The organism is Kosakonia sacchari SP1, assembly GCF_000300455.3.
GTDB lineage: Bacteria > Pseudomonadota > Gammaproteobacteria > Enterobacterales > Enterobacteriaceae > Kosakonia > Kosakonia sacchari.
The window spans coordinates 2,551,916-2,564,863 of record NZ_CP007215.2 but is presented as its reverse complement, the minus strand read 5'-3'; the positions used below and the strand labels follow the sequence as shown (position 1 = coordinate 2,564,863).

Annotated in this window: 10 protein-coding genes; 2 read left to right on the top strand and 8 right to left on the bottom strand. The window is 55.6% G+C overall.

The annotated features are described in order from the left end of the window. Positions 1-50: 50 nt before the first annotated feature. A complete protein-coding gene (pdxR, locus tag C813_RS35080; protein WP_017456726.1) occupies positions 51-1,469 on the bottom strand; it encodes a MocR-like pyridoxine biosynthesis transcription factor PdxR in 1,419 nt (472 codons plus the stop codon). 92 nt (positions 1,470-1,561) lie between these two features. Between pdxR and C813_RS35075 the strand changes: the two genes are divergently transcribed. After that, on the top strand, positions 1,562-2,041 hold the full coding sequence (locus C813_RS35075; RefSeq protein ID WP_017456727.1) for a carboxymuconolactone decarboxylase family protein: 480 nt from the start codon (positions 1,562-1,564) through the stop codon (positions 2,039-2,041). On the opposite strand, the gene C813_RS35070 is transcribed toward C813_RS35075, so the two are convergent. Then, entirely contained in the window at positions 2,042-2,932 is an 891-nt protein-coding gene (locus C813_RS35070; protein WP_017456728.1) for a LysR family transcriptional regulator, read from the bottom strand. A gap of 99 nt (positions 2,933-3,031) precedes the next feature. Here C813_RS35070 and C813_RS35065 point away from each other — a divergent pair, with 99 nt between their 5' ends. Further along, positions 3,032-4,447, top strand: a complete 1,416-nt coding sequence (locus C813_RS35065; RefSeq protein ID WP_017456729.1) for an aldehyde dehydrogenase family protein — start codon at positions 3,032-3,034, stop codon at positions 4,445-4,447. Between the two features lie 43 nt (positions 4,448-4,490). On the opposite strand, the gene C813_RS35060 is transcribed toward C813_RS35065, so the two are convergent. The 6 genes from C813_RS35060 to nifL form a co-directional block, all read right to left on the bottom strand. Further along, entirely contained in the window at positions 4,491-6,056 is a 1,566-nt protein-coding gene (locus C813_RS35060) for a methyl-accepting chemotaxis protein (protein ID WP_017456730.1), read from the bottom strand. Positions 6,057-6,313: 257 nt separating this feature from the next. Then, positions 6,314-7,552 (bottom strand): EAL and HDOD domain-containing protein, encoded by a 1,239-nt coding sequence (locus tag C813_RS35055; RefSeq protein ID WP_017456731.1) that lies wholly within the window; start codon positions 7,550-7,552, stop codon positions 6,314-6,316. A gap of 207 nt (positions 7,553-7,759) precedes the next feature. Then, positions 7,760-8,272 carry a nitrogen fixation protein NifQ gene (locus C813_RS35050; protein ID WP_017456732.1) on the bottom strand — a complete coding sequence of 171 codons (513 nt, stop codon included), beginning with the start codon at positions 8,270-8,272 and terminating at the stop codon, positions 7,760-7,762. Beyond that, positions 8,269-9,663: a nitrogenase cofactor biosynthesis protein NifB gene (gene nifB / locus C813_RS35045; RefSeq protein WP_017456733.1), complete on the bottom strand. Its 1,395-nt coding sequence runs from the start codon at positions 9,661-9,663 to the stop codon at positions 8,269-8,271. The genes C813_RS35050 and nifB overlap by 4 nt, the downstream gene beginning before the upstream one ends. Positions 9,664-9,810: 147 nt before the next feature. Continuing rightward, positions 9,811-11,385 carry a nif-specific transcriptional activator NifA gene (nifA, locus tag C813_RS35040; RefSeq protein WP_017456734.1) on the bottom strand — a complete coding sequence of 525 codons (1,575 nt, stop codon included), beginning with the start codon at positions 11,383-11,385 and terminating at the stop codon, positions 9,811-9,813. Next, positions 11,382-12,869, bottom strand: coding sequence for a nitrogen fixation negative regulator NifL (gene nifL, locus C813_RS35035; RefSeq protein ID WP_017456735.1), 1,488 nt, complete (start codon positions 12,867-12,869; stop codon positions 11,382-11,384). The genes nifA and nifL overlap by 4 nt, the downstream gene beginning before the upstream one ends. Between the last annotated feature and the right edge of the window lie 79 nt (positions 12,870-12,948).

The window sequence follows — 12,948 nt, the reverse complement described above, 5'->3', positions numbered from 1 at the left end:
CCTGCTGGTCAGCTTCTCGCTTCTCGCCACGGCGTGGGATCTCTCCTTCGTCAGTAGCTTGCCTTAATATCATTGACCGCCAGCAGCGCCCGTGTTTCCTCAGCCGGGCGCTGCAATAGCGCCAGTGCTTCTTCCGCTGATCTCACATTGGTATAACCGATAATCACGCCGTAGCGTTTGGCGGAGGTGTTATACCAGCGCGAAAGCGGGCTAACCTGCAATTGAAACCGCTGCCAGATGTCCGCTAGCGCGGTATCCTGCGTGCTGGTGCGTAAAAACGCGGCGATATGCATGCCACCATCGCTCACTTCCACGGTAAAAAGCCCCGGATAAATGTGCTCCAGCGCGTCCAGCACATACTTTCTGCGCTGCGAATAGAGCGTACGCATCTTTTTTAAATGCTTATAAAAATGACCTTCGCCGAGAAACGCCGCGAGGATTTTCTGCGTCAGCACCGGCTGACCGCTTTCGGTAAGTTCGGCCGTTTCACGAAATGCGGCAAGTGTCGCGCGCGGCATGACAATATAGCTAATGCGCAGCGCAGGCATCACCGTCTTGCTGAAAGTGCCCATATAGATAACCCGATCATCAGTATCAAGGCTTTTCAGCGACGGAAGCACTTTGCGGGTGTAGTGGAATTCGCCGTCGTAATCATCTTCGATAATCCAGCTGTTATGCTGGCTTGCCCAGGTCAGCAATTGCTGCTTGCGCGGGAGCGAAAGGGTCACCGCCAGTGGGCTATGATGTGACGGTGTCACAAAAACCAGCTGCGCATCACGGTGATACTGCTGCAAATAGTCGACATTCAGGCCCTGGCTGTCCACCGGGACAAAGTGCAGATTATTGGCGGCACGTTTCAGCGCCTGGGTACCAAAATAGTAACCGGGATCTTCAAACAGCACTTTATCGCGTGTCGTGGTAAGCGCATTGAGGATCAACCGCAGGTTGTTGCTGTACCCACTAGTGATGAAAATCTGATCGGCCGTGCAGGATAAACCGCGCGACACATTCACATAATGGGCAATCGCTTCGCGCAGCGGCGTGTAACCCAGCAGCGGCGGGTTGGTCATCTCCATTGGCGACATCGAACGCACCGCTTTGCCGCACAACAGCAGCCACTTTTTGTAGGGGAAGGCGTCGAGAGACGGAATGCCGGGGCGCAAAAAACCGGGGCGATCGCGCAGCACGTCCGCAATGCCCGCTGGCGCGTCTGCTGCCTGCGGCGCAATGTCCGGGATGGATGGCTCGCTCAGCACCAGATCCGGGTTGACCCGCGTGCCGCGCGCGCCCTGGCTTACCAGATAGCCTTCACCGACCAGAATCGCCCAGGCCGTTTCCACGGTTTTGCGCGCGACACCCAATTCGCTGGCCAGCACACGCACCGAAGGCACTTTATCACCCGGTTTTAGCAACCCGCTGGCAATGCTGTGCCGATACTGTTCGTAAATGGCTTTATAACCCGGCTTCATGTCCTACCTCTATTTACTGTTTTTGCATCTTTTTACTATGGCATAAAAGCGTACTATAGCGGTTGTTGAATCCATAAACGAGGCTAAAGACGATGAGCAATCGCGTAAATCTGTTCCAGACCGTTCCGGCATTAATCAAAACCCTCGGCGATGCCAGCCAGGCGTCGCACGCCAGCAGTCTGGATATTGGTATTAAAAATCTGGTCGATATCCGCGCTTCGCAGCTCAACGGCTGCGCATTCTGCCTGGATATGCATGTGAAACAGGCGAAACTGCACGGTGAGCGCGAGCTGCGCATCTACCACGTCGCTATCTGGCGTGAATCGCCACTGTTTACCGCCAAAGAGAAAGCCGCGCTGGCGCTGTGTGAAGCGTTGACCAAACTCGACGCGCATGGCGTGCCTGATGAGCTGTACCGTGAGGCGCGGGAGCATTTCAGCGAAGTGGAGCTTTCCGAACTGGCGTTTTCCATTGCCATCATTAATAGCTGGAACCGCCTGATGGTACTGTCGCAAACCTTACCTGGCGCGCTGGATAAAGCCTACGGACTCGATCGCGCGCACCTCGAGTAATTAACGCGACTCCCGGATAAAGGCAATAAATGCCTGCAACCCCACAGGGATGTGGCGGTGTCCAGGATAGTACAAACACAGTCCTTTAAACGGCTGTGTCCACTCATCCAGCACGCTCACCAGCGTTCCGTTACGCAACTCTTCTTCAATGTAAAACCCCGGCAGAAAACCCACGCCCAGTCCTGCGCGCACGGCGGCAATCGAGGTAAACAGATCGGTGGTCGACAGCCGTGGCGGAACGGCAACCGACAATCGCTCACCGTCGCGCGACAGCTCCCAGCGGTAATTTCCGCCGCTGGACATACGCATGCAAATGCCCTGGTGCTGGCGTAAATCGTCTGGCGTCTGCGGCGTACCGTGCTCGGCAAACCACTTAGATGTTGCCACCACGCGCATGCGAATATCCGGCGTGAGCGGCACGGCAATCATATCCTGTGGGACAGACTCCGCCAGACGGATCCCGGCATCATAACCGTCGGCAACTATGTCGATCATCTTCGCTTCGCTGGCTACTTCCATGCGTATCTGCGGGTAGCGCGCCAGAAAACGCACCAGCAGATCATCTAAGAACAGTTGCCCGACGGCTTGCGGGACATTCAGGCGCAATGTGCCGGAAGGTTCTTCCGCCACGCTGTGGATCTCTTCATGCGCGTGCTGGATTTCGCGCAGCGCCGGGCCAATACGCGCAACAAATCGCTGCCCGGCTTCGGTCAGCGCCACGCTGCGGGTGGTGCGGTGAAACAGCCGAATCGCCAGGCGGCTCTCCAGCCCGGCAATAGCGTTACTCACCGCGGTTGGCGACATTCCCAGTTCCTGCGCGGCGGCGCGAAAACTGCCCCGGCGCATGACGGCCATCACCACTTCCAGCTCAATCAAACCTGAACGATGCATAGATTATCCCGAATTTCGCAATAACCTTTGCAGCATAGCGTGGATTATCAGCGCGATAAAGCCGTGCCACACTGGCTTTATTGTGAAGAGGAGGTGGTTATGCATGCGATTGAACAGATTTCAATAAATGGCGAATGGCTCACGCCGCAGGGTACAGAGCGTTTCGACCTGTTTAACCCGGCAACCGGCGAAGGCACCGGTCAGGTGCGGCTCGCTAATGAAGCCGATGCGCTTAACGCCATTGCGGCGGCAAAAGCGGCGTTTCCCGGCTGGTCGCAAACCAGCCGCGATGAACGCATTGCCGCTCTGATGCGTATGCGCGATGCGCTGGAAGCCTGCCAGCCCGCGTTGTTGCAGGCGATTGTCGAGGAATATGGCGCGCCGGCATCGCGCGCCAGCTGGATGGCGCATTATCCGGTTTCGGTTATCGAGGCGGCGATCAACGCGCTGAAAGCGTTTGAGTTCGAATCCGTGGTTGGTCAGGCGCGCGTGGTGATGACACCGCTCGGCGTCGCCGGATTGATCACGCCGTGGAACAGCGATGCCGGGTTTATCTGCGGCAAACTGGCGGCGGCACTTGCCGCAGGCTGCACGGCGGTGGTTAAACCGAGCGAGATGAGTGCGCTGCAAACCCACATTGTCACGCAGGCACTGCACCAGGCGCAGTTGCCGCCGGGTGTGTTCAATATTGTGACCGGGCGCGGCGAGGTGGTTGGTGAGACGCTCAGCCGTCATCCGGACGTGGCGAAAATCTCTTTTACCGGCTCGACGGCAACGGGAAAAGCCATTTTGCGTAACGCAGCAGAAACCTTTAAACGCGTCACGCTGGAACTGGGTGGCAAGTCGCCGACCATTATTCTGGAGGATGCTGATTTAGCCGACGCCGTGCCACTGGCGATTCAGGCCGGGTTTATGAACAGCGGCCAGGCCTGTGTCGCGGGAACGCGAATTCTGGTGCCTGCCTCACGCAAAGCCGAGTGCGAAGCGGCGCTGGCGCAGGCTGTCGCGGCGGTAAGATCGGGCGATCCGCACGATCCCACCACGGAAGTTGGCCCGATGGTCAGCGAAAAACAGTGGCAACGCGTGCAGTCCTATATTCGTCTTGGTCAGCAGGAAGGCGCGCGCCTGTTAGCGGGTGGAGAAGGGCGCGCAGCCGGATGCGAGCGCGGGTGGTCGGTACGGCCGACACTGTTTAGCGAGGTCAAAAACAGCATGCGTATTGCGCGCGAAGAGATTTTTGGCCCGGTGTTATCGGTGATCGCCTATCGGGATGAGGCCGAGGCGATCGCTATTGCTAACGACACCGATTATGGCTTAAGTGCGCTGGTGCTGGGCCGCGATCCCGCACGCGCACGTCGCGTTGCCGGGCAAATCACCGCCGGGCGGGTGTTGATCAATACGCTGGCGCACGAAGCTGCCGCGCCATTTGGCGGGTTTAAACATTCAGGGATCGGGCGTGAAATGGGGCGCTGGGGACTGGCGGCGTTTATGGAGCCGAAAAGCATCGTCATGTAGCAGGAAAACGCCGTGCCACCCAAAGCGAGTGGCACGGCTACGATCAACGCGCCAGTTGGAAGAAGCGCACGGAGTCGCGCAGTATCTCGCTCTGTTCGGTCATTGACTGGGCGGCAACCGCCGCTTGTTCCACCAGCGTGGCGTTCTGCTGGGTCACCTGGTCCATCTGATCAATCGCGACGCTAATCTCTTTGATCCCCTGATGTTGCTCGGTAGAGGCGGCGGAGATCTCAGCAACAATATCCGTCACTTTGTTTACGGAGGTCACAATCTCTTCCATCGCGCGGCTGGCGGTATCGGCGTAGCGGGAACCGTCAGTTATCTTCTCAACGGTGCCTTCAATCAGCTGTTTGATCTCTTTCGCCGCATCGGCACTTTTCTGCGCCAGGTTGCGCACTTCACCTGCCACTACGGCAAAACCTTTACCCTGTTCACCGGCACGTGCAGCCTCAACGGCAGCGTTCAGCGCCAGGATATTGGTCTGGAAGGCGATGCCTTCAATCACCGAAATGATGTCGACAATTTTCTGCGAGCTATCAGAGATTTCATGCATGCGTTTCAGCATGTCATGCACCTCTTTACCGCCTTTGACCGCCGTTTGTGACGTCTGGCGCGCCAGATCGCTCGCTTTGCGGGCGTTTTCGGCGTTACTCTTCACGTTTTCGGTAATTTGCTGCATGTTCGACGACGTTTGCACCAATGATGCTGCTTGTTCTTCGGTACGCTGTGACAAATCGTTGTTGCCTTCGGCAATTTCGCCTGCGGCGTGGGAAATCGATTCGCTGCCGTCAATAATACCGGTGATAATTTCCGCCAGTTTACTGTTCATTAAATGAATAGTCGCCAGCAGGCTTTCGCTGTCGCCATCGCGCAGCGCAACCTGGGTGCCCAGTTTGCCGTCAGCGACTGCCTTCATAATCGACATCGCATAGGCCGGTTCACCGCCAAGCTGGCGGGAGAGATTACGCGAAATAAACAGCGCAATCACGCCGGTGGCGATCAGCGCCAGCAGCAGTAAGCCGCTCAGCAAATAAAGCGCCTGGCGATAACCCGCCTGAGAATCTTCCCCGGCTTTATCACCAATCGCGACTTCCATATCCACCAGCGTCGCCAGATCTTTCATTAACTGGGTACGATATTTTGCGGATACCGCGCCGCTGATTTTGGCCGCTTCCGCAGCATCGCCGCGATTCATGGCGTCGATCACTTTGGCGTTAACGTCGACAAAGTTTTTAAAGTTATCCACCACGGTAGTGAACAGCGCGCGCATCTCTTGCGGCTCATTGGCCGAGATTTTTGCGTACTGCTGCTGAGCATTCAGAAAGGTTGCCTGGTTTTGCAGCAATTCGCCGCGGTGTTGATCCAGCGACGCAGGCGTGGTGGAGGCAATATACTGCACCTGTTGCAAACGCATTTCTGCTAAGACGCCTCGCATTTCAAGAGTATAGCGAACGCCTGGCATTCTGCTTTCGCGGAATTGGTCAATATTTTTATTGGTGCTGTTAAGTTGATAAATAGAAACAATGCCCAGCAGCAACATCATGACGATCAAGATGGAGAAGCCGATAAGCAGTTTGGTTAATACGGTGGCCTGCGCTATTTTTTTCATAATCCACAACTATGTAAAGAAAGGTAATATTAATAACGGCAATATTTTAGGAAAGATTGATCTATTTATCTGATCTCAATCACATATTGCTATGATTTTTGTGCAATAGCACACATCGGATTTTTAATTTAGATTAAGGCAGGAGAGGTTGTTAAAAAGGTGAGTGAATAATACTTCAGTAAAGTGAAATATTGTTTCAAACAGTATCTTTGTGCTGGGGTTTATTTTCTGCACACGGTGTTCAGTGCGCAGAAAAATTAATGGGAAATAGTAATCGGCAGTTCATCTGCCCATTTTGCTGCCTGGTTCATCAGCTCTGAAATCGCCGAGTTGGGTAAGCCAATTTCATGTGCCACATCGCTGGCTTCATCCCACATCCGCTGCTCGTACAGGCGCGCCAGCCGCACGTAGGGGTAGAGTTCACCGCTATTGGTCTCAAGCGCTTTGGCAACTTCCGACGAGACAGCGATTTGCGCCATCAATTCTTCCAGCGGTAGACCGAGGATCACATCCAGCAGCGAAAAGAGACCCGCCATAAAGGCGTCGTTAGAAATATTATTGGACGAAGTGCGCGCCGCTGCCAGTTCGCAGAACTTGGCGCGGATCAGGCTCAGGTAATAGATTTCGGTGTTGGTGACATCCTCGAAGGAGGTCAGACACGCCACCAGTACAAAACGGCGCATTTCGCTGATGCCAAGGTAGACCACGATGTCACGCAGTGATTGATTGCGAAAACCGCTAATGCCGCGCGTGTTATATAAAATGTTTTGCGCATAACGCATAATTTTAAAAGAGAGTGAAACATCGCGTTTCAGCAAATCTTCTATTTTGTTTAAATTGGGTGATTCAACGTTAACTTCCTGCATAAGCTTCAGGGCAAACGCACGATTTTGCGCCAGTTTATTTCGTTTAGTGACCACAGGTTTGCTGAAAAAATAGCCCTGAAAAAGATGAAAACCCAATTTTTTAAAAGTCTCAAACTCTTCGTAAGTTTCCACTTTCTCAGCCAGAAAAACCGCATGGCGTAATAATTCCCGATTGGCGAGGATATAGTCGCTAATTTTTTCGCGCGGGCTTCGCCTTATGTCAAATTTAATCACGTTGACATAGGGCATAAAGGCTTCCCACTGGTTTCCGGGTTCGAAATCATCCAGCGCAATGCGAAATCCCAGCGTGTGCATTCGTTTGACGGTTTCCAGCAGTTTGAGATCCGGTTCGGCGTTTTCCAGAATTTCAATCACCACGCGGTTTACTGGCAGCGTTTCCGCGAGGCCTTCCACCAGCAACTGGTAGGGAAAATTGACGTAAACCGTACTGTTGTCGCTCTTACGGCCCACCGGTGCACTGAGGAACTGCTCTTCGATTAACTGCGTGGTGGCCTGTTCCGCAGACATATCGGGGAAGCGGTTATCCATGCTGTTCCGAAAGAGGAGTTCGTAACCGACGGTGTTCAATTGCTTATCAAAAATCGCCTGTCTGGCCACAAAAGAATACATTCGCCACCTCGCACACCGTGTACTTTTGTATAATTTTTCCAAATATATAAGCAACATTAACACCCTGGCTACCGGAACCGTGTGACTGCGGCAAAATATTTGACTTTTATGGTGAAAGAATAGGATAGCAAAGCGGTAAGTGTACAGGCGCCGCGAGTTTTGGCGCGGTATTAAAGCCTGATTATCCGCTATATCAGGCTGGTTACGTTACGAGGGGTCAAAACAGAGCGGGCGTTCGCAGCAGGCATCACAACTCGGCGAGCGGCACACCACTTCGCCTTCGCTATGCAGACAACGCTGGCGGTAGAAAAATTTTTTCCAGCGCATATTGTTGCTGTTCATCTCAACAAGCGGGGCGAAGCAATCGCTCATCAGCTCCCGTAACTCTGCGCGAGAGCTGAGTCCCAGGTCCTGCCACAGGTGATTAAAAGCCAGTGAGACACTGGCAATAATGTGCTGCATCGGTGCGGCATCGGCCGACATATGGCACGCCAGCCACTGTGCCAGCTCTGCGTGCTCTGCGGTGCGCGTGGCGTTAAGTTCGCTCATCAGCTTTTGCCGCAGACGGCAGTCCGCCGGCATTTCTGGCGCAGGCGGGGCGAAACGCGCCTGCAAGTTTTCCCAGTCGCTCACGCTTAAGCCCATTCTTTCCGGGTAGCAACCTTCACCGTGCAGGTAAAGCCACAACAAACGTCGTAGCCAGTCATCAACGGGCATCATGCCACCCCCTTGTTTTGCCCCTTTGTCGGCACCGTTTGCCACCAGCGTAACAGCGATGAAGCGACTGGTTGCCAGGCATCATCGACGCAGGGCTGAATACCACGCGATTGCAATTTTTGCCACGGTTCGTAGCCGATACGGGCGCAGAAAACCGCTTTCACATCGGCCAGCAAGTCGAGCACGGCGTCCATTCGCGCGTCGCTTTCCTGCGGTTCACAACTCTCCGTACCCTGGCAATATTTCGGTGTGAACCGCTCGTTGACCAGCACCGCGCCCGCAGCAGATAAACTGTAAATACGAAAGCGAGCCGCATGGCCAAAATGGCAGTCGATCAGCTCGCCATGCGTCGACGCTACCGCCACCAGACAGGCTTCCTCGTCATCGGATTCGCCTTTGGTGACGAGACTGGCGTGAAGCTGCGCGCGGCGAAACAGCGTCGGCAACCACGGCTGCGGCGTGGGTTCTACAGAGGCCAGGGCAAATTGCTGGCTGCGATCTTCGCCGAGCATGCCAATCGCATCAGCACGGCACTGCTGGCAGTGCGTCATTTGCGGCATCACTTCGCCACAGCTTTCGCGCACACGTACGACCATCTCTGCATCGGGTTCCGCCTGGCCGTTAAGACCGAACACCGTGCCGTGCTCCGGGCGGGCTATCAGCGGCATAATGTTATGGATAAACGCGCCAGCCCCGCGCAGTACGCGGCTGACATCGGCCAGCGCGAAGTCGTTAATACCGGGGATCAACACCGAGTTGATTTTCACCAGCACGCCTTGCGCCGTCAGGCGACGAACGCCCTCCAGTTGGCGGGCTATCAATATTTCACCCGCTTCGCGTCCGCTGTACCGTTCACCCTCGAGCCACAGCCAGGCGTAGATCTGCGCGGCAATCTCCGGGTCAAGTGTATTGATGGTCACCGTCACGTGATCGACGCCGAGACTGACCAGCCGATCAACAGCGTCCGGTAGCATTAAGCCGTTGGTGGAGAGGCACAATTTCATATCCGGCAACTGTTCACGCACCATCTCAAGGGTGGTGAAGGTCCGTACGATATTCGCCAGTGGGTCGCCCGGCCCGGCAATGCCAACCACCGAAAGTTGCGGGATAGACGTCGCAACTTGTCGTACTTTCGCCACCGCCTGTTCGGGGGTTAAAAGCGAGGATGAGACACCTGGCCGGGATTCGTTACTGCAATCGAATTTGCGATTGCAGTAGTTACATTGCAGGTTACAGGCAGGCGCTACCGGTAAATGCATCCGTGCAAAGCGGTGATGACCGCTTTTTGAGTAGCACGGGTGCAGCGCCACTTTACCGGCGATGGCAGCAGAAAGCGGCTCAGACGGCGTTGACTGACACCGTGAACCGCTTGCGGTGGATGAACAGGACATCATGGAAAGTACCTCCGTTTACGGAATTATTCCTGGTTGTTGCAAATCCTGTTCCTGATTCAACTTTTTGAAAAATAGAGATATTTGTTTTGTGGGGTTGTCGGTTTTGTGGCATTTGGCTGACAATGTACCGAATGCCACAACCGCTGTTTATAGCCTTGGCAGGGTAATATCCATGGTTTGAATGCGATAGGCGACCTGGCGCGGCGTCATTCCTAACAAGCGCGCGGCTTTGGCTTGTACCCATCCCGCTTTTTCCAGCGCGGCAATCAGCCGCTGGCGCTCGTCGAGGGTGTTATCGAGCCAGTTATCGTCGTGCGTGACGCTGATAACCGGCGGTTTGGCTGGCTGGTCGCGATGATTAAATAAAATCACGTCCCGATCGATCAGACCGTTTTCCGACATCACCGCCGAGCGCTCAAGGCAGTTTTCCAGTTCGCGCACATTACCGGGCCAGTTGTAGCTCATCAGCAGGCGGATAGCGCCCTCGCTAATGCGCAGCGTACGGCTCTGGTTATGGGCGATTTTACGCACCAGAAAGTGTGCCAGTTCGGCAATGTCCTCCTGGCGTTCGCGCAGCGGGGGCAGGGCGATGGGCATCACATTCAGGCGGTAATAGAGATCTTCGCGAAAGTGCCCCAGCCGAACTTCATCTTCCAGATTACGGTTCGTCGCGGCGATAATGCGCACATTGATTTGCAATGTTTCGTCGCCGCCGACGCGTTCCATTTCGCCTTCCTGCAAAATGCGCAGCAGTTTAGCCTGAAACGAAGCGCTACTTTCCCCAATCTCGTCAAGAAACAGCGTACCGCCATCGGCCAGCTCAAAACGTCCTTTACGCTGGCGTACCGCGCCGGTAAAGGCGCCTTTTTCATGACCAAATAATTCGCTTTCCAGCAGGGTGTCCGGCAGCGCCGCACAGTTGAATTTCACAAATGGCGCACCGGCGCGCGGTGAATTGTGGTGGATGGCGTTGGCAATCAGCTCCTTGCCGGTGCCGCTCTCGCCGCGTACCAGAACGGTGGTGTCCCAGCGCGAAACCTGACGGATAATCTCCATGGTCTGGCGCATCGCTGGGCTGTTACCGACCATGTTTTCAAAGCCGAATGTGCGTGAGGTACCGCAGGATTTCGGGCTGGCGGCCTGCGCTATGGCGGCGCGCGGGGAAGGGCGCACTGCCGGTGGTGCCATCAAACGCACGGTTTGCGCCACCAGGTTGGCGACTGTTTCCAGAAAGCGGGTGCAGGCGGGGAGCCGCTCTTCGTAACGCGCCATCGGTTGCGCCGTCAGCACACCAAACGTCTGCGCATCCGGCCCTATCAGTGGCACGGCGATAAACGGCAAGTTGTAATCATACAACCCGAGCCGGTCAAGAAAGCGCTGATCGTCAGCAACGCGCGCCAGCACTAATGATTGCCCCTGCGAAAGCACCGTCCCGACCAGCCCTTCGCCCGGACGGTAGCGAATTTGCGAGCTGCCGGGGATTAACTGCTGATCGGCTTCCTGCAACGCTTCAATAGTCAAAATCGCCTGCTGGCTGTCGTACAGACAGATCATGCCGTGCTGCAAAAAGGCGTCATTGTGCAATACGCACAGCACTTGCTGGAGCGTCTGATCGACCTCGGTCGCCCGGCTGAGTACCACGCTTATCCGCTGCATCGCGGTGAACTGCTGGGACAAATCGAAGCGCCAAACGGTATTACCCGACTCGGTTCGCTGGGTCATTTTGAACCTCCGGTCAGTGAATGAAATAGCGGGAATCGTAGGGTCAGGCAGCTTCCCCCTTCGGGGCGTGAAGTGAGTTCTATCGCGCCGTTGTGATGCGCTACCAGCGTCTGGATCAGCCGCAGCTCCATACCTTTTCCCGGGGCGTTAAGCGCATCCGGCGAATGGGTATGGCGCAGCGGAATCAACGGCACATTGTCAGTGATATACAACGAGATCCAGCCCGCTTCTTCCCGGGCGTAAATCTGCGTTTGCGCGGTGAAATCACGCAGCCCGGCGGCAATATCCAGCGTGCGATCGAGCCACAGGCTCAGGCAGGCCAACAGTTGCGTACGCTGACCAAATCCCACCAGATGATGGGAATCCAGCGTGACCTGCAAATTTTTACCCTGCTCATAGCGGGTGTGATAAAGCGCACGCAGATCGTCAAAAAAGGGTTGCAGCGGCCAGACGGCGGCACTTTCCAGCTCCAGCGACGGGCGGCAACGTTTCAGCCGCGCCATCGCTTCTTCACCTTCGCGCCACGCGGCGTCCAGCGCTACGTTGCTGTTATCACTGCCGTTTAAACGCCGCGCCGCCGCCAGCATATTGATGGGGCAGTTAAGCTGGATCAGCGCGGCGTCAAGCGCTTCGCGGATCGCCGCCAGCAGTTTGCCGCTGGTCATCTGCTGTTTAAGGCGGTCAAGCCGTCCCTGTTCCTGCTGCAGGCGTTGTTGGGTGTCATCGGTGATCACCACCAGCGTGCGCGTCAGAGCGTTATCAATAAAGTAGCGACTGGCTTCTTCGCTGACGCCCGGCAGCGCCCAGCAGGTGACCGACAACCAGCGCACCTCACCGCGCAGCACCACCGGTAAGACCTGGCCGTTCGCCAGCTCCGCTTTACGGGCTGAAAAATTGAGTTCGCTCAGGAGCTCTTTTCCGCCGCAGTCGGCACAGAACGTTTTGTAGGCGAGATTATCCATAACCACATGATCGCGTTCATCCACTACAACCACCGCCGCCGGAATGTTATTCAGCACCGCTTCGGTCAGCGTCATGTGATTACGCAACCGCTGCTCCAGTGCATAGCTGGCGCTGATATCGCGCTGCATGGCCAGGTAGTGTTCCAGTTCGCCAAACGGGTTAATCACCGGGGTAATATCGATTTCGACCAGATACAGGCTGCCGTCACGGTGGCGGTTGATCAATTGCCCGCGCCACGGTCGGCGTTGTAACAAGGTGTGCCACATATCCTGGTAGATTTCCCTGGGGGTTTGGTGACTTGCAAGCAGGCGGGGATTTTGTTGCAACAACGCTTCTAGTTCATAGCCGGTCTGGCGGCAGAAAGCCGGGTTGGCATAGACAATGCGTGCGTCGGCATCGGTCAGCGAAATGGCGACGGGCGCTTCTTCAACGATGGTAAAAAACAGCCCAGGATGGTGTTGCGAAAGCGCACCGGCGATTGCCTCGGGCGCGCAGGCATCCATCATCATATTCAGGGTCATCGCACACTCCTGCGGTCAGTTAGTCGTGTCGTAGTTCTGACAATTTGTGCCACCTGGCGACTTTCGCCCGGACAACATG

What these genes read in the sequence shown, in the direction of transcription:
- nifL (WP_017456735.1), bottom strand. Translation starts at nt 12,869, where the DNA reads ATGACCCTGAATATGATGATGGATGCCTGCGCGCCCGAGGCAATCGCC.
- C813_RS35060 (WP_017456730.1), bottom strand. Translation starts at nt 6,056, where the DNA reads ATGAAAAAAATAGCGCAGGCCACCGTATTAACCAAACTGCTTATCGGC.
- nifA (WP_017456734.1), bottom strand. Translation starts at nt 11,385, where the DNA reads ATGACCCAGCGAACCGAGTCGGGTAATACCGTTTGGCGCTTCGATTTG.
- nifB (WP_017456733.1), bottom strand. Translation starts at nt 9,663, where the DNA reads ATGATGTCCTGTTCATCCACCGCAAGCGGTTCACGGTGTCAGTCAACG.
- pdxR (WP_017456726.1), bottom strand. Translation starts at nt 1,469, where the DNA reads ATGAAGCCGGGTTATAAAGCCATTTACGAACAGTATCGGCACAGCATT.
- C813_RS35075 (WP_017456727.1), top strand. Translation starts at nt 1,562, where the DNA reads ATGAGCAATCGCGTAAATCTGTTCCAGACCGTTCCGGCATTAATCAAA.
- C813_RS35065 (WP_017456729.1), top strand. Translation starts at nt 3,032, where the DNA reads ATGCATGCGATTGAACAGATTTCAATAAATGGCGAATGGCTCACGCCG.
- C813_RS35070 (WP_017456728.1), bottom strand. Translation starts at nt 2,932, where the DNA reads ATGCATCGTTCAGGTTTGATTGAGCTGGAAGTGGTGATGGCCGTCATG.
- C813_RS35055 (WP_017456731.1), bottom strand. Translation starts at nt 7,552, where the DNA reads ATGTATTCTTTTGTGGCCAGACAGGCGATTTTTGATAAGCAATTGAAC.
- C813_RS35050 (WP_017456732.1), bottom strand. Translation starts at nt 8,272, where the DNA reads ATGATGCCCGTTGATGACTGGCTACGACGTTTGTTGTGGCTTTACCTG.